Source organism: Nonomuraea polychroma (assembly GCF_004011505.1).
Lineage (GTDB): Bacteria > Actinomycetota > Actinomycetes > Streptosporangiales > Streptosporangiaceae > Nonomuraea > Nonomuraea polychroma.
Window position 1 is genome coordinate 9715637 of record NZ_SAUN01000001.1, and the last position, 15479, is coordinate 9731115.

Annotated in this window: 18 protein-coding genes; 10 read left to right on the forward strand and 8 right to left on the reverse strand. The window is 69.8% G+C overall.

From position 1 onward, the window contains the following. Positions 1-116 precede the first annotated feature (116 nt). The 3 genes from EDD27_RS44925 (at position 117) to EDD27_RS44935 (ending at position 3372) form a co-directional block, all read left to right on the forward strand. Entirely contained in the window at positions 117-1598 is a 1482-nt protein-coding gene (locus tag EDD27_RS44925; RefSeq protein ID WP_127938337.1) for a serine/threonine-protein kinase, read from the forward strand. A 69-nt stretch (positions 1599-1667) separates the two neighbouring features. After that, complete coding sequence (locus EDD27_RS44930; RefSeq protein WP_127938339.1) at positions 1668-2693, forward strand: hypothetical protein; 1026 nt, start codon at positions 1668-1670, stop codon at positions 2691-2693. A 283-nt stretch (positions 2694-2976) separates the two neighbouring features. Next, positions 2977-3372, forward strand: a complete 396-nt coding sequence (locus EDD27_RS44935; protein ID WP_164904069.1) for a type II toxin-antitoxin system VapC family toxin — start codon at positions 2977-2979, stop codon at positions 3370-3372. A gap of 56 nt (positions 3373-3428) precedes the next feature. On the opposite strand, the gene EDD27_RS44940 is transcribed toward EDD27_RS44935, so the two are convergent. Genes EDD27_RS44940 through EDD27_RS44960 form a run of 5 tightly spaced genes read right to left on the reverse strand, consistent with a single transcriptional unit; the run spans position 3429 to position 7663 of the window. Continuing rightward, a complete protein-coding gene (locus tag EDD27_RS44940) occupies positions 3429-4310 on the reverse strand; it encodes a DUF72 domain-containing protein (RefSeq protein WP_127938343.1) in 882 nt (293 codons plus the stop codon). 29 nt (positions 4311-4339) lie between these two features. Then, a complete protein-coding gene (locus tag EDD27_RS44945; RefSeq protein ID WP_127938345.1) occupies positions 4340-5758 on the reverse strand; it encodes a xylulokinase in 1419 nt (472 codons plus the stop codon). After that, positions 5755-6900: a xylose isomerase gene (gene xylA, locus EDD27_RS44950; protein WP_127938347.1), complete on the reverse strand. Its 1146-nt coding sequence runs from the start codon at positions 6898-6900 to the stop codon at positions 5755-5757. Before xylA ends, EDD27_RS44945 begins: the two co-directional genes overlap by 4 nt. A 29-nt stretch (positions 6901-6929) precedes the next feature. Next, positions 6930-7118 carry a hypothetical protein gene (locus tag EDD27_RS44955; protein ID WP_127938349.1) on the reverse strand — a complete coding sequence of 63 codons (189 nt, stop codon included), beginning with the start codon at positions 7116-7118 and terminating at the stop codon, positions 6930-6932. A gap of 59 nt (positions 7119-7177) precedes the next feature. Beyond that, the gene (locus EDD27_RS44960; RefSeq protein WP_206641944.1) at positions 7178-7663 is read right to left on the reverse strand and encodes a MarR family winged helix-turn-helix transcriptional regulator; all 486 of its coding nucleotides are present in this window, start codon (positions 7661-7663) and stop codon (positions 7178-7180) included. Between the two features lie 60 nt (positions 7664-7723). On the opposite strand from EDD27_RS44960, the gene EDD27_RS44965 reads away from it, so the two are divergent. After that, positions 7724-8233, forward strand: coding sequence for a VOC family protein (locus tag EDD27_RS44965; RefSeq protein ID WP_127938353.1), 510 nt, complete (start codon positions 7724-7726; stop codon positions 8231-8233). Between the two features lie 41 nt (positions 8234-8274). After that, positions 8275-8508 (forward strand): hypothetical protein, encoded by a 234-nt coding sequence (locus tag EDD27_RS44970; protein WP_127938355.1) that lies wholly within the window; start codon positions 8275-8277, stop codon positions 8506-8508. On the opposite strand, the gene EDD27_RS44975 is transcribed toward EDD27_RS44970, so the two are convergent. Continuing rightward, positions 8505-9782, reverse strand: coding sequence for a TIGR04013 family B12-binding domain/radical SAM domain-containing protein (locus EDD27_RS44975; protein ID WP_421916771.1), 1278 nt, complete (start codon positions 9780-9782; stop codon positions 8505-8507). The genes EDD27_RS44970 and EDD27_RS44975 overlap by 4 nt on opposite strands. A gap of 168 nt (positions 9783-9950) precedes the next feature. Here EDD27_RS44975 and EDD27_RS44980 point away from each other — a divergent pair, with 168 nt between their 5' ends. Continuing rightward, entirely contained in the window at positions 9951-11093 is a 1143-nt protein-coding gene (locus tag EDD27_RS44980; RefSeq protein ID WP_127938359.1) for an MFS transporter, read from the forward strand. On the opposite strand, the gene EDD27_RS44985 is transcribed toward EDD27_RS44980, so the two are convergent. Further along, positions 11087-11593, reverse strand: coding sequence for a hypothetical protein (locus EDD27_RS44985; RefSeq protein WP_127938361.1), 507 nt, complete (start codon positions 11591-11593; stop codon positions 11087-11089). The two genes, EDD27_RS44980 and EDD27_RS44985, sit on opposite strands and share 7 nt — an antisense overlap. A gap of 304 nt (positions 11594-11897) precedes the next feature. On the opposite strand from EDD27_RS44985, the gene EDD27_RS44990 reads away from it, so the two are divergent. The 3 genes from EDD27_RS44990 (at position 11898) to EDD27_RS45000 (ending at position 13775) form a co-directional block, all read left to right on the forward strand. Beyond that, positions 11898-12902 carry a S1 family peptidase gene (locus EDD27_RS44990; RefSeq protein ID WP_241564592.1) on the forward strand — a complete coding sequence of 335 codons (1005 nt, stop codon included), beginning with the start codon at positions 11898-11900 and terminating at the stop codon, positions 12900-12902. 124 nt (positions 12903-13026) lie between these two features. Next, positions 13027-13404, forward strand: coding sequence for a VOC family protein (locus EDD27_RS44995; protein ID WP_127938365.1), 378 nt, complete (start codon positions 13027-13029; stop codon positions 13402-13404). A 2-nt stretch (positions 13405-13406) separates the two neighbouring features. Then, positions 13407-13775, forward strand: coding sequence for a VOC family protein (locus tag EDD27_RS45000; RefSeq protein ID WP_127941383.1), 369 nt, complete (start codon positions 13407-13409; stop codon positions 13773-13775). A gap of 85 nt (positions 13776-13860) precedes the next feature. On the opposite strand, the gene EDD27_RS45005 is transcribed toward EDD27_RS45000, so the two are convergent. Continuing rightward, positions 13861-14613 carry a GNAT family N-acetyltransferase gene (locus EDD27_RS45005; protein ID WP_127938367.1) on the reverse strand — a complete coding sequence of 251 codons (753 nt, stop codon included), beginning with the start codon at positions 14611-14613 and terminating at the stop codon, positions 13861-13863. A gap of 157 nt (positions 14614-14770) precedes the next feature. Here EDD27_RS45005 and EDD27_RS45010 point away from each other — a divergent pair, with 157 nt between their 5' ends. Further along, positions 14771-15457 carry a DUF998 domain-containing protein gene (locus tag EDD27_RS45010; protein ID WP_127938370.1) on the forward strand — a complete coding sequence of 229 codons (687 nt, stop codon included), beginning with the start codon at positions 14771-14773 and terminating at the stop codon, positions 15455-15457. Positions 15458-15479 lie beyond the last annotated feature (22 nt).

Sequence of the window (15479 nt, forward strand, 5' to 3'; positions counted from 1 at the left end):
TTCCCTCCCCGTTTCGGTGTCGCTGCGTCGATCCTGCGGGCGGAGAGCGGATTCCGTAACCTGGTAGCTGCCAGGGCACGTGGACGAAGCCCTGACCATCGGCCAAGATGAGCTGAATGACGGCTCCTTCCCACGCAGGTCGTTACCGGATCGAGCAGCTCATCGGCGTCGGGGGTTTCGCCACCGTCCATCTGGCCCACGACGACGAGTTGCGCTCGCCGGTGGCGGTCAAGATCCTCGCAGAGAACTGGGCCCGGCAGACCGACGTGCGCGAGCGCTTCCTCCAGGAGGCGCGGCTGCTGCGCAGGGCCGACTCCCACCTGCTCGTGCAGGTCTTCGACCTCGGCGAGCTTGACGACGGCAGGCCGTACTTCGTGATGACGTACGCCGACCGCGGCACCCTGGAGGAGCGCCTGGCCGGCCGGTTGTTCGCCATAGACGAGACGCTCGGCCTGGTGCACGACATCTGCCAGGGCGTGGCCGTGCTGCACAGCATCGGCGTCGTGCACCGCGACCTGAAACCGTCGAACGTGCTGTTCTGCTCGCGGCCGGAGGGCGGTGAGCGGGTGATGGTTGCCGACCTCGGCATCGCCAGGTCCACCGACCACCTGAGTGGGCTGACGCTGCCCGCGGGCTCGCCCGGCTACCAGGCCCCCGAGCAGCTCTACTTCGACGGGGCGCCGGACGCGCGCGCCGACGTGCACGGCCTGGGGGCGCTGACGTACCACATGCTCACCGGCCAGGTGCCCGCCAAACCGGAGCAGCGGGTGCCACCGAGCGCGCTGCGGCCCGAGGTGCCGGAGGCGATCGACGCCGTGGTGATGCGTGCCCTGGATCCCGACAGGGAAGCGCGCTGGAGCGACGCCACCGCCTACGCCGTGGCCCTGTCGTCGTCGACCGTCACCCCGCCGGAGAACCCGCCCGGAGCGGTCCCGCCCGGAGCGGTCCCGCCCGAGAATGAGCTGCCGCGCGAGGGTCGCAGGCGGGGGCGGCGGATCGCGATCGCCGGCGGCACGGCGGCAGCCGTCGTGGCCGCAGTGGCCGTCACCGCCGTGGTCGTCAACAGCGCCCAGACCCCCGATTCGCCCGGCGGTACCGATGCGACGGCGAGCCCGCCGCCCGCGACCACCGATACCAGCACCTGGCTGCGCGACGACTCCGACATCCCCCGCCAGTATCGTGGGCCGATCGTGCAGGCGGGCACGTACTGCGAGCTGCCCGGCCTGAGCCCCGCCCTGATCGCCGCGATGCTCAAGGCCGAGTCGGGCTACGACCCCGACCTGTCCGATCCGGAGAATAACGAGTACGGCATCGCCAGGTGGACGCCCGAGGTGCTGTGGCACTGGCAGCAGGGCGGCCTGCAGAGCCCGAAGCCCACGCCGCCGCTCAGCCCCGAGCCGTCGATCGTGTCCATGGGGCGGTTCATGTGCACCCTTGGCCCTCGGGTCCAGGATCTGCCCGGCGAGCCCGCGCTCAAGCTCGCCGCCCTCTACCGCAGCGGCGTCGACCCGCTGAAACGGGCCGGCGGCATCCCCGAGCGGTGGCGCGAATACACCGAAAAGGTCTCTCGCTACATGCGCGACTACCAGCCGGCCTGAACTGGCGCCTTTGGAGAACTGCAGCCGCCCGCCAGTGAGATTCAAGCGCGGCCGCCTAGCCTCGTGCCCATGCGAAGAGTGGGCGTGGCGCTGGCGGCGCTGCTGGTCCTGACGGGGTGCGCGCGAGAGGCCGCCGGCGAACGCCCGCAGGGGGCGCCGTCGCCGACTGCCTCAGGAACGTCCGATGCCCGAAGCGGGCTGCTGGGTGCGCTGGCCGACGTCTCTGGCGGGGGGCCCGCCGCCGCGTACCTCGAATACGGGGAACCGGCCTGGTGGCGCCGCTTCGGCGGCTCCGGCGACGGGCGCCGATGGCTGCCTGCGGTCGGTTCCGGTCTCGGGAGCCTGGCCCATGCCGCGGCGGCACTGCCGAAGGCCACAGGCATGACACCCGAGGCGGGTAAGCGGGCGATCGCGATCGGCGTGCCGCCGAAGCAGGCATTCCGGTTCGACGGCGGTGTCGACGCAGGCGCGGTACGGACGAAGCTGGCCGCGCTCGGAGCCAAGCCCGACCGCCTGGGCGGTCGCGACGGGTTCTCCTTGGCTTCCGATGGCGAGATGGATCTGTCCCGCACGATCGTTCCTGGGGTGACCAACCAGCTCAACAAGGTCGTAGTCACCGACACCATGGTGGCGACGGCCTCGGCCACCGGGCCGCTGGCGGCCGTCATGGGAAGCGGGCCCTCGCTGGCCGACAGCCCGGATCACGCTGCGGTGGCCGCCTGCCTCGGTGATGTCGCCGCCGCCACGATCATGGCCCCGTCAGAGCAGGGCTCCGTCACGCTGTACGGCGTGGGGCTGCGCCGCCCCGCCGGCCTGGCCGACCGGGCGGTCAACATCATCTGTGTCCTGCCCTCCGCGTCCGCCGCCACTGAGGTGGAACAGTCGCTGACGACTCGGCTCACCCCCACGGCGAGTACGCACAACGGCGGGGCGTACGGCGACTACGCAGCGGAGATCACCCACGACCGGGTCCCCGCCGACGGGCGCACGGTGCTGAGGGCCGTCCTGACGCTGAACGACAAGACGGACGTGCTGTTCGTCAACCGGCTGCTGTACCAGGGCGAGTTGGAGGCGCTGAGCGGCCTATCCCGGTGAGGCGCCTGCCGCACCAGCGGTCACCCCGGCCGTCCCAGTCCTGGCAAGCGGGCTGAGGCGACGCTATCGCGGCCCGCGCTCGTGCCAAGGGGCAGTCCGCGCAGTCGTACATGCTGTCACTTTTGGTGGCGGACGCGCGCCGTTCTCGCAACATCGACCTCATAGCCCAGTTCGAAGGGCGTGACGACGGCATGCACAGCGCTCCGGGGCAGACTGCGGACCTCGTTCGCCAGGCGCGAGCCGAACGTGAGGAGCAACTAGCTGAGTCCACCGGAGACTGCCGGTGCTCGTGATCGATGCGTCTGTCGTGATCAACGCGCTGACTGACGACGGAGAAGCCGGTCGCGCTGCCCGTAAGGCGATCATGACCGATCCCACCTGGATCGCACCCGGCCACATGCCGAGCGAAGTCGCCCACGTCATCACCCGCCTCGTCAGGCAAGAACTGATCAGCCAAGCACGTGGGCGGAGCGCCTTCGAAGCGCTTGCCCAGACGGAGATCGAATTGGCCGACATCCGGCCTCTTCTGCCCCGTATCTGGCAACTGCGGGGCAACATCAAGGCCCATGACGCCGCCTACGTGGCCCTGGCCGAAATGGAGGGCTGCACCTTGGTGACCAGCGATGCGAAGCTCGCCGGCCTCCCCGTGGGCATCGGGTGCGACATTCGCCTCGTGTAAGAGGCTCGGGGGCCGCGCGTAGGCGGCGGGACGCTCGGTCCGATGACGTCAGGGCGTCATTCGAGCGGGATCAGGCGGGCCAGCTGGGCGGCGTTGATCTGGGCGTAGTCGCGGTAGCAGTTGTTCATGAGGACGTGGGTCTGCTCGGCGTCCTCGGCCAGGCGCCGTAGTTTGGGCGCCCATTCCTGCAGTTCCTTCTCCTGGTAGAGGTAGCCGAACCGCTCGTGGACGTCCTTGCTGGTCCATTTCTCCGAATGGCCATGGAAGCGCACCACGGCCAGGTCTGCCGTGGCGGCGAGGACGGGCGGCACGGAGTCGGGGTAGCCCTGGGGCATGTCCACGCTCACGTACGGCAGGCCGTAGGAGGTCAGGAAGTCCAGCGTCTCGGCCTGGTTCTCCTTGCTCATCCAGGTGTGGTTGCGGAACTCGACGGAGATGCGCAGCGGATCGCAGCGGGCCTTGCACTCCAGGATGTACTGCTTGTTGCGCTTGCTGATGGGGAACCAGCGCGGAAACTGGAACAGGATCGCGCCCAGCCGGCTCGTTTCGTGCAGCGGGGCCAGGGCCGCGAGGAAGCGGTCCCATACGTGATCGACCATCTGGGGGTCCAGGTCGCGTAGGTAGAGGTTCTGCTTCGGGGCTTCTCCCAGCCGTTCGCGCAGGTCCTTGTACAGCGCTGTCGGCTTGGTCGGGTGCTGGGTCAGCAGGGAGAACGCCTTGATGTCGAAGGTGAAGCCGGCAGGGGTCCGGTCACGCCAGAGCGATACCGTGCTTTCCGCGGGTGGTGAGTAGTAGGACGAGTCCACCTCCACCAGGGGAAACCGGCTCGCGTAGAAGCTCAGTCTCTCCTGGGCGGAGGTGACGTCGTCGGGGTACCACCCCGAGGCCAGCAGGGTCTTGTCGGTCCACGAGGCGGTGCCCACCAGGATGCGACCCATGCCCACACCCGTACCCGACCCTGAATGCGTCAGTCGAGGATGTGGGCGGTGGCGCGGGCGTAGCGGTGGCGGATTTCCGGGACGGCCTCGCCTTCGTAGGTCTCCGTGTCCTCCGACTGCCAGTCCGGGGTGGTGACGAGGGTGGCGGCCTGGTACGCGGCGCCGTTGGCGACGTATTCGGCCGGTGGCGGCACCGTGATGGGGACGCCGAAGATCGTGGGGGCGATGCGGCGGACGGCATCCGAGCGGGCGGCGCCGCCGATCAGGAGCACCCGCTCGGGGCGCATGGCCAGCGCGTCCAGGGCGTCGGCCAGGCCGCACAGCATGCCCTCGATGGCCGCCCGGGCCAGGTGGGCCGGGGTTGAGGTGGACAGGGTCAGACCGTGGATGGAGCCGGTCGCGGTGGGGCGGTTGGGGGTGCGCTCGCCCTCCAGGTAGGGAACCAGCGTCAGACCGTCGGCCCCCGGGGGTGCCTGGAGGGCCAGGTTGCTCAGATCGTCGAGGCCGACGCCGGTGATGCGGGCGGCCGCGTCCATGACTCTGGCGGCGTTGAGGGTGCATACCAGGGGGAGGAAGCGTCCCGTCGCGTCGGCGAAGCCGGCGACCGCGCCCGTGGGGTCGGCGCTGGGTGTCTCCGCGACCGCGAAGACGGTGCCGGAGGTGCCGAGCGACACCACGACGTCACCGGACTTGGCGCCGACGCCGAGGGCCGCGGCCATGTTGTCACCTGTCCCGGGGGCGATCAGAATCCCCTCACCACCGATGACCTCGTCCGCCGGGCCCAGCACCCGGGGCAGTAGTGGCGCCGCTCCGAAGGCGGCCTTCAGCAGGTCCGTACGGTACGCACCGGTAAAAGGCGACCAGTAGCCGGTGCCCGAGGCGTCGCCCCGGTCCGTGGTGAGGTGGGAGAGGGGCGGGGCCGGGGCGTCCTGCCAGGCTTCCCGGGAGAAGGGCACACCAGAGGCGAGCGCGCCCGCGAGCCGCCACGTGAGCCAGTCGTGCGGCAGGCACACCGCCGCCGTACGCCGGGCGCTGGAAGGCTCGTGCTCGGCCAGCCACCGCAGCTTGGTGACCGTGAACGAGGCCACCGGCACCGAACCGACCGCGTCCGCCCACGCCTGTGGACCGCCCAGCTCCGCGATCAGGTCGAGGGCGGCCTGGGCGGAGCGGGTGTCGTTCCAGAGGAGGGCGTCGCGTACGACATTTCCGGACTCGTCCAGGCAGACCATGCCGTGCTGCTGCCCGGCGACGCTGATGGCCGCCACGCCGTCCAGCCCGCCGGCCTCCTCGATGGCCCGCAGCAACGCCGCCCACCAGTGCGACGGGTGCACCTCCGTGCCGTCCGGATGCGGCGCCCGGCCCTGCCGCACCAGCGCGCCCGTCTCCGCGTCACGAATGACGACCTTGCAACTCTGCGTCGAAGAATCGACTCCAGCGACCAGCGTCACCCACGAACTCCTAACAAGTGCTCCAGCGCCAGCTGGTTGAGATGCGTGAAATGGTATCCGCGCTGAGCGGCTGCGTCGGGATCGAAGTCGTCCCCGGCCAGATCGGCCAGCGTCTCACCGCGGTTGAGCGAGGGCAGGGCGAGCTCCTCGACCCGCGAGGCCCGCAGGGCGTCACGGACCTCCGGGTCGGCCCGGAAGGTGCGCGCTTTCTCCCGCAGGATCAGGTAGGTCCGCATGTTGGCCGCCGCCGACACCCACACGTCGGAGGGGTCCTCCGTACGCAGCGGCTTGTAGTCGAAGTGGCGTGGTCCGTCGTAGCCACCGTGCTCCAGCAGGTCCACCAGGAAGAAGGCGCTCATCACGTCGCCGTGCCCGAAGATCAGGTCCTGGTCGAAGCGCGGCCCGTGCTGACCGTTGAGGTCGATGTGGAACAGCTTGCCGTGCCACAACGCCTGCGCTATGCCGTGCACGAAGTTGAGCCCGGCCATCTGCTCGTGGCCGACCTCAGGGTTGAGCCCCACCATGTCGGGATGTTCGAGCTCGCCGATGAACGCCAGCGCGTGCCCGATCGTCGGCAGCAGGATGTCGCCCCGCGGCTCGTTGGGCTTCGGCTCGATGGCGAAGCGGATGTCGTAGCCGCGCTCGCGCACGTACCCGCACAGCAGGTCGAGGGCCTCCTTGTAGCGGGCGAGCGCGGCCCGCACGTCCTTGGCCGCGTCGGACTCGGCGCCCTCGCGCCCGCCCCAGCACACGTATGTGCGGGCGCCCAGCGAGGCGGCCAGGTCGAGGTTGCGCATCACCTTGCGCAGGGCGTATCGCCGCACGTCGCGGTCGTTGCTGGTGAACGCGCCGTCACGGAAGACGGGGTGCGTGAACAGGTTGGTGGTGGCCATGGGCACTTTCAGCCCGGTCTCGGCGAGCGCTTTCCGGAAGGCCGCGATCGCCCGATCGCGATCCGCCTCGACGGCGAGCAGGTCGTCGTCGTGGAAAGTGACGCCATAGGCTCCGAGCTCCGCCAGCCGGTGCACGCTCTCCACGGGATCGAGAGGCGCCCGGGTGGCATCCCCGAACGGGTCGCGTGCCTGCCAGCCGACCGTCCACAGACCGAACGTGAATCGATCATCAGGGGTTGGCTCGTACATGATTCGATGCTCCCCTGGCGATCAGTTGTTCACAAGCCCGAAGGATCCCGTCCCACGCTGATCTCCTCGGCGATCTTGCGTATTTCCGCCACCTCGAGGCCGGGAGCCTTGGGCAGGTCGCGCAGCAGCGCGTCCATCACCACGGGCACGGGCTGGCCGGCGAAGCGGCCCGCAATGCCATGGACCGCCCTGAACAGTGCCTCTTCGGTGTCGTGCATCGGCATCTCCTCGATCGGGTACGCCAGCACGCTACGGCCTTCACCCGACACTTTTCGCGCTATCGCTCCAGCGTGTTCCCTCCGGCCGCGGAAACGTTCCCGTCGGCCGCGGAAACGATGGCCGAACAGATCTCGTCCAGCTCGCGTACCTGCTCGGGCTTGAGCACGTCGAACAGGGTCCGCCGCACCTCCTCCACGTGCCCGGGAGCGGCGGCGGCGAGCGCGGCGTACCCCTCGTCGGTGAGCACGGCCACGTTGCCGCGGCGGTCGGACGGCGACCGCTCGCGGCGCACCCAGCCGCGCTCCTCCAGACGCGCCACCGCGTGCGAGAGGCGGCTCTGGGAGCTCTGCGCGCTGGCGGCCAGCTCGCTCATCCGCATCGCCCGGCCGGGCGCCTCGGACAGGCGTACGAGGATCACGTAGTAGGCGTGCGGCATGTTCGCGTCCCGCTGGAGCTGGCGATCGAGCGCCTCGTTGATCAGCTGCGTCGCCGCCAGCAACCTCCGCCAAGTCTGTTGCTCGTCCTTATCCAGCCATCTCGTCACGCTCTCAATTTACTTGAACTCTCATATACTTACGGTGGATTCTGCGGAAAGGGGATCACCATGCCGGTCCATCGGCTCAACCACGCGGTGCTTTACGTCCGTGACGTGGAGCGCAGCGTCGCCTTCTATCAGGAGGCCCTCGGCTTCCAGGTCGTGATGGGCATGAAGGGCGCCGCCTTCCTGCAGGCTCCCGGCTCGACGAACGATCACGACCTGGGCCTGTTCGAGATCGGCGAGAACGCCGCGGCGTCGCCGGCCGGCCACACCTCCGTGGGTCTCTACCACCTGGCCTGGGAGGTCGACACCCTCGACGAGCTGGAGCGGGTCGCGGCCAAGCTGGCCGAGCTCGGCGCGCTGGTCGGCGCGTCCGACCACAGCACCACCAAGGCGCTGTACGCCAAGGACCCCGACGGGCTGGAGTTCGAGGTGTCATGGCTGGTGCCGGCCGCGCTGCTGACCGACGAGACCCGGGCCGCCCGCGCCACGATCCGCCCGCTCGACCTCAGCGCCGACAAGGAGCGGTACGGCGCCCAGACGCGGGGCGGCGTGGGCGTGTCCATCCCGGCCTGAAGTACCGTGGATATATTCGGCTTCTGCCACGGAGAGCGGTCATGCCAAGCGATCCTGATCACGTGCTCGACGCCATTGACGGCGTCGTCGACGAGTGGGAGACGCTGAGCGCCGACGCCATGCGCTGGGCGCCTCCCGAGAACAAGAGTCCCGACTTCATGACCGAGATGACCGAGATCTTCGGTCCGCTCGTCAACGCGTTCTCCCAGGCGCTGCGGCCCGTCAGCGACGCGTTCGAACGTGTCCTGCACGCCATGGACGAGGACGACGACTAGCCGGTACGCCGCCGCCGCGCCCGCCGGGGGTAGGCCTTGGCCGTCTCGGCCAGCCGCGCCGAGTGCTCGGCCTGCTTGCGCCAATGCCCGTACGCGTCACCGCGCTGCGCCAGCCGGTCGAGCTCCCGCATGGTCGTGAGCGGGATGAACGCCGGCTCGGCGTCCCGCCACGGCGTGCCGGGCAGCGGCATGAACGTGTGAGTGTGGATGCGGGCTCCGAGATCGGCCAGGTCGGCGGCCAGCCTGATTGACGCGGCCTGGTCCGCCTCGTCCTCGCCGGGCATCCCGAAGATGAAGTCGACATTGGGCCGGAATCCGTGCTCGACCGCGATCCTGACCGCGTCGCGCACCGGTGAGGTGTCGTGCCCGCGCCCCGAGGCCGCCAGCACCTTGTCCGATCCCGACTGGGCGCCGATGATCAGGTTGTCGTTGGCCACGTACCGTTTGAGCAGCCGCATCGCCTCCGGCGTGACATGCTCGGGGCGGACCTCCGACGGGAAGCTCCCGAAGAACACCCGCCCGTGCGGCGGCAGCTCCTCCTTGACCCCGGCCAGCAGCTCCTCCACCGCGCCGAGATCGGGGTCGGGGCCGGGGGAGCCGTAGGAGAGCGAGGTCGGTGTGATGAACCGGATGTCGCGCAGGCCCCGGTCCACCATGCCGCGCACGTGCTCGCGCACGCTCGCGACCGACCGGTGCCGGAACTGGCCGCCGAACATGAACGGTGTCTGACAGAAGCGGCACGTGTAACGGCAACCGCGGGTGATCTCGATCGGTCCCTTCCTGCCGAGGAAGGAGGGGAACGTGTCCAGAGGCAATTGCGGCGCCGGCCGGGTACGCAGCGCCACCCCGTCCGCGTCCTTGATCGCCAGCCCGGGGACCGTCGTGAGCGGCTGGTCCTCCTGCAGCGCCCGGACCAGCGCGATGATCGTCGACTCGCCTTCGCCGATCCCCGCGAGGTCCCAGCCGGCGTCGATGACCTGCTGCGGCTCGGCCGTCGCGTGCACGCCGCCCGCGATGTGCAGTCCCCGGCCGCCGCTCAGCGCCTTGACCGTGGCCAGCTCGGCCGCCATGGCCTCGGCGTCCGGCGAGTAGAAGGACCAGAGCACCAGCACCCGGTCGGCCTCGCTGGCGTTGATGTGCTCGGCGGTCTCCTCGGGGGTGGTGCCCAGCCGCAGGTCGTGCTCGACCTTCGCGGTCTCCAGGGCGGCGAGCAGCGCGTGCACACCGTACGTCACCGCCTTGCGGTATCGGACCACCACACTGACGTCAGCCACCATTGGACTTTATGACAGGTCTGAGGAGCGCGGGTCCGCGTCAGGATCGACGCTAGACTCGTGCCATGCACTGGCGACATTGATGACTGACCAGAGGCCGGCGCGGGGCGCGCGGACCTCCGAGGCGACGAGCACTCGGAGTCCCTGCTCGTCCCCGTGGAAGGCCTCATGCTCGTCAAGAAGCTGTACGCCTATACGTTCCTAGGCGAATTCATCCTGCTCTACCCGGTGTATGCGTTGCTGTTCACCGACACCGGGTTGTCCGTCGCCGAGATCTCGTCGTTGTTCGTCATCTGGTCGGTGACGGGCATGGTGCTGGAGGTCCCGTCCGGCGCGTGGGCCGACGCGGTGTCCCGGCGTCTGCTCCTGTGCCTCGGCCCGCTCCTGGCCGGCGCCGGCTTCGCCCTGTGGACTCTCGTCCCCTCCTACTGGGCGTTCGCCGTCGGCTTCGTCTTGTGGGGCGCCGAGGGCGCCCTCGTCTCCGGCGCCTTCGAAGCCCTCTCCTATGAGGAGTTGGAGCGCCTCGGCCAGGAGGACCGGTACGCCACGGTCATGGGCCGGGCCGAATCCGTCGGTCTCGTCGCGGTCGCGGCGGCTATGGGTCTGGCCATGCCGGTCTTCGCGGCCGGCGGCTATGTCGCCGTGGGGGCGGCCAGCGTCCTGGCGTGCGTCCTGTGCGCGGCCACGGCTCTGACGCTCCCCGAGCACCGGACATCCGCCGCCGCCGCGACGGAGATGAGCTATTTCGCGGTGCTCCGAGCGGGGATCACGGAGGCCCGCTCGGACCGGAAGGTGCTCAACGCGCTCCTGCTCCTCTCCTTCGTGACGGCCATCTGGGGAGCCCTGGAGGAGTACATCCCCCTCCTCGGGGCGGAGACGGGGTTGTCCAAGACCGCCATCCAGCTGGTGATCTTCGTGGTCTGGATCGGCGCCACGGCCGGCGGCCTCCTGGCGGGCGCGGCGCAGCGTATGCCCGCCCGTGGGTACGCCCTGACGATCGGGGCGGCGGCCGCCGCCATGGCGGCCGGGGCGCTGAGCGGGCATCCTGCCGGTTTCGCGTTGATCGCCGTGGCGTTCGGGGCGTTCCAGATGACCGGGGTGGTGGCCGACGCGCGCCTCCAGGAGCGGATCAAGGGTCCGGCTCGGGCCACCGTGACGTCGGTCGCCGGTCTGGGGGAGAACCTGGTCACGCTGGCGGCATACACGGCCTACGCGGCCGCTTCGGCGGGGCTGACGCACGGCGCCACGTTCGCCCTCCTGACGGCGCCGTATGTGCTCATCGCCTTACTCGTACTGAAGCCCGATCAGTAGCGAGAGGGGATCCGCTTGGGCAGGGGCGGCGGCTCTGGGGCCGCCGCCTCCTCTTCGGGCGGGGCAGCCGGGGGCTCGTGCCGAGCCGCCGCCTTGCCCCGCCATCGGGACGGGAAGGCCGAAGCGACCAGCAACACGCATCCGACCGGGAGCGACCAGTTGTTCAGCAGGGCCGCATAGAGCAAGTGATATTCGCGCGGCACGAGGTCGAACCACAACGTGTGGTCGCCGCCTAGGCCGATGCGCGCCAGCGACGCCCCGCCGAGCCCGCCGAAGACCAGGCCGGGCAGCAAAGAGGCGAGCGGCGACAACCTCGACCCGACCAGAACACCGATGACGACGAAGGCTCCGACGAACACGGGCATCGCGATCCAGTCGACGGTGATCTTCGGCATTCGGACATAACGCTCGACGGCGCCGTACGACAGACCTGCTGCGATCAGCGGCGTGGCCAGCAGCCCTGCGCCGGCGCCGATCAGATGACGAACACCATTACGCACAGAGAACACCTCCAGCAACGGGACCTTACCGACCCATCGCCGCGCCCACCCTTTAAGTCAGAAATGTCCGGTTCAGGATTATGTCCGAAACCCGGCCATAACACCGAAATAGAGACCCTTTGGTATCTGAACGGCGCTCGTACCCAGCCGTTAACTTGACAACACCCCCACCCGAGGAGTGCACATGTTGAGTAAGCGCTGTGCGCTGGTAGGCGGCGTCATCTTAGCCGTCTCTCTGGCAACCCCCCTCAGCCCCGCGGCAGCCGACCCAGCGCCGCAAACCGCCTCCCCAGCACCCCCCGCCATGGTCGACGCGCTCGAACGCGACCTCGGCCTCTCCGAAGCCCAAGTCGTCACCCGGCTGGCCAACGAGGAACGCGCCGCGGCCGCAGAGTCCACGCTGACCGCCCAGCTCGGCGGGTCGTTCGGCGGCGCCTGGCTGAACGACGACGCCTCCAAGCTCATGGTCGCCACCACCGACCCCAACGCCGCCCCCGCGATCGAGGCGCAGGGCGCCCAGCCGGTCCTCGTCAAGCGCACGCTGGCCGACCTCAACGCGGTCATGCAGAAGCTGGACGCGGCCCCGCGGCGTGCCACGGCCGCCGCCTCGCTCTGGTACGTCGACGTGAAGACCAACGCCGTCTCCGTCCAGGCGCCCACGGTCCAGGCCGCCGACGCCCTCGTCGCGGCCGCCGGCGTCGACCGGAGCCTGGTCACGGTGGCGGCGACGGCCGAGCGGCCGGGGACGTACATCGACATCATCGGCGGCGCGCCGTTCTACATCGGCTCCAGCCGCTGCAGCGTCGGCTTCTCCGTCACCAGGGGCAGCACGCCGGGCTTCGTCACGGCCGGGCACTGCGGCCGGACCGGCGCCACGACCAGGAACCCCACGGGCACCTTCCAGGGCTCCTCCTTCCCCGGCAACGACTACGCCTGGGTCGCCGCTCCCGGCAACAACCCGACGCCGTACGTCCGCGGCTCCGGCGGCTCGCTCGTGACCGTCCGCGGCTCCACCCAGGCCTCGGTCGGCGCGTCCATCTGCCGCTCCGGCTCGACCACCGGCTGGCGCTGCGGCATCATCCAGCAGCACAACGCCACCGTCAGGTACCCGCAGGGCACCGTCACCGGTCTGACCAGGACCAGCGCCTGCGCCCAGCCGGGCGACTCCGGCGGTTCGTTCATCTCCGGCAGCCAGGCCCAGGGCGTGACCTCGGGCGGCTCCGGCAACTGCACCACCGGCGGCACGACGTACCATCAGCCGGTCAATGAGATCTTGAGTGTTTACGGACTCACGCTCAGAACCGGCTGACCGAAACCCCCGCGCAGCGTGCCCACCAGACCCGGGCACGCTGCGCGGCCGTTTCCGCGATGAGTTTTCGCCCGCCGCCAGGTCTGTCCCTCGAACGCGCTTTCAACGCACAGAGGAGACGACCATGAAGCGGTCCACCCTGGGCAGCCTGCTGCTCGCCAGCACCGACCCCGCCCGCCTGCGCGCCTGGTACGTCACCGCCCTCGAACCCGAGAGCGACACCGACGTCAACGGTTATGGGGTTCTCAAGTTCGGGGAATTCTTCCTGTTCATCGACTCGCGTGACGACGTGGCCGACAAGAATCCCGAGCCCGGCCGGGTGATCCTGAACTTCGACGTGGACGACGCCCAGGCCGTGGCGGCCCGGATGGAGCGCGCGGGCGTGACGTGGCTGGCGGAGCTGGAGGACCGCGACGGCAGCTTCTTCGCCACCGCGATCGACCCGGACGGCAACTACGTCCAGATCATCCAGCTCAGCGAGGAGCACAGGAAGGCGATGTGACGATGTTCGGAACGACGAAGGCGTTCAGCGGGTTCTCGGTGAACGACATCGCGGCGGCGAAGAAGTTCTACGGCGAGACGCTGGGGTTGCGGGTCTCCGAGGAGCACGGCCTGCTGACGCTCCACATAGCGGGCGGCACCGAGATCCTGGTCTACCCGAAGGACGACCACACCCCGGCCACGTTCACGATCCTCAACTTCCCGGTGGAGGACATCGACAAGGCCGTGGACGAGCTTGTGGCACGGGGAGTGCGGTTCGAGCGCTATCCGCACCTCAAGGCCGACGAGAAGGGCATCTTCCGCGAGGAGGGGCCGGCGATCGCCTGGTTCACCGACCCGGCGGGAAACGTCCTGTCGGTGCTGCAGCAGTAGCCTGCCCGCCCCGTTGCCTGCGGTCCTGCGCCACCCTCCGCGCCGCCGTACTTCGGTGGAGGTCCTTTGAGAGCCGGGGAAAGGGCTAGCGGAGCGAGAGGAACAGGGCCTCGCCCAGCTTTCGGTAGCCGACGCGGGCGTAGATCTGCGCGGCCCGGTCATCGGCGGGAGTGAGGAACGGCGTCGTGATCCCGGCGCTCGCCGCCGCACGGGTCAGGAACGCCGTGATCGCTCCCCCGATGCCCCGCCGCCGTTGCGAGCTCAGCACCGCGATGCCGGCGACCTCGGCGACCCCTCGATGCGGACTCCCGATCTGCCCGCCGCCGACGACGTCCCCCGTCGTCGTGTCCACGGCGGCGGCCACGAGACCGCCCCGGTCCAAGACCCCGCGAAGCCGGGCGACGTCGTGCTCCGTGGCCTCAGGCGCCTGGAACGCCTCGTTCATGACCCGCGCGACCCGCCAGAGCCCCGGATCGTCGCTGACGAGCGCGACCCGGATCGCGTCGTCCGCCATCACGCTGTCCACCACCTCGTCCGGCGAGCACACCAGGAGCGGAAAACGGCCCTCGGCGGTGAACCCCGCCGCGAGCAGCGCGCTCTCCACCTTCGGCGCGGCCGCAGGCACGTACTCCAGCCGCGGCGTCCTGCCGCGCTCCCGGAACGCCGCGACCAGTTCGGCGACCTCGTCCGCCATGGGCGCGCTGTCGTCGTCGGGGATGGCGTAGTTGAACGGGAGCGCGTCGTCATGCTCGTCGAACCGGACCGTGAAAGGCCCGACCCGGCACGCCGTAGGCCCGGCCATCGATCTGAGGTAGGCATGCACGTCGGCTTCCAGCAAGTGAGGTCCTTTCCGCAGCGAGTCGATCAGTAAAAGCTAGGCCCGGGCGGGGCCATGGACAACCGATTTGTCCGGGGGCGAGGTCAGGGTCGGGTCAGGGGTGGCTCGGGGACAGGGCCGGATGTGGGGGACGGGGGCGTGGCGGGAGAGTTGCGGCATGACGGCAGCAAAGAGGCTCTTACCGCTGATCGCCTGTGGCTCCATCCTGTTCGCCGTGGTCGCGGTGGTGGTCGGGCAGTTCGACCCCGACCCCTACCTCGACCCCATGAACGTGACCGTCAGCGAGTACGCCGTGTCCGACCGCGGGGGCGTCACGGAGGTCGCGATGGCGGTTCTGGGGATCGGGTCGCTGGCGTTGCTGGCGGGCCTCAGGGTGGCGGGGGCGCCTGTCCGGGGGCTGCCGGAACGGTTGCTGATGGTGTGGTCGGGAGCGCTCGTGGTGGCCGCGGTCATCCCGACCACGCCCATCGGCACGGACCTCGACCTGGCGGCCCAGATCCATCGGTACGCGTCCGTAGCGGCCTTCGTGAGCCTTCCGGCCGCCGGGGCGTTGCTGGTGCCCAGGCTGGCCGGCAACGCCGACTGGAAGCCCGTGGCGCGGGCCGTGGAGTGGGTGGCGCTGGCCGGGGGGTTCGGGCTGCTGGCGATCACGTACGTGGCCCTGCCGGGGGAGCGCGTGATGATCGGGCTCGTGGAGAGGTTGTTGCTGGGCGCGGAGGTGGCGTTGCTGGCCGTGCTGGCGGCCTGGCTGGTGCGGCTCACCTGGCGGCGCCGGACGCCCGCAAACCGCGTTGAGGCCCTAAATTTCCCGACATATCACAGATTTATCGCTAGTCGATCTTAAAACCATCTGTTTCGATGCTATT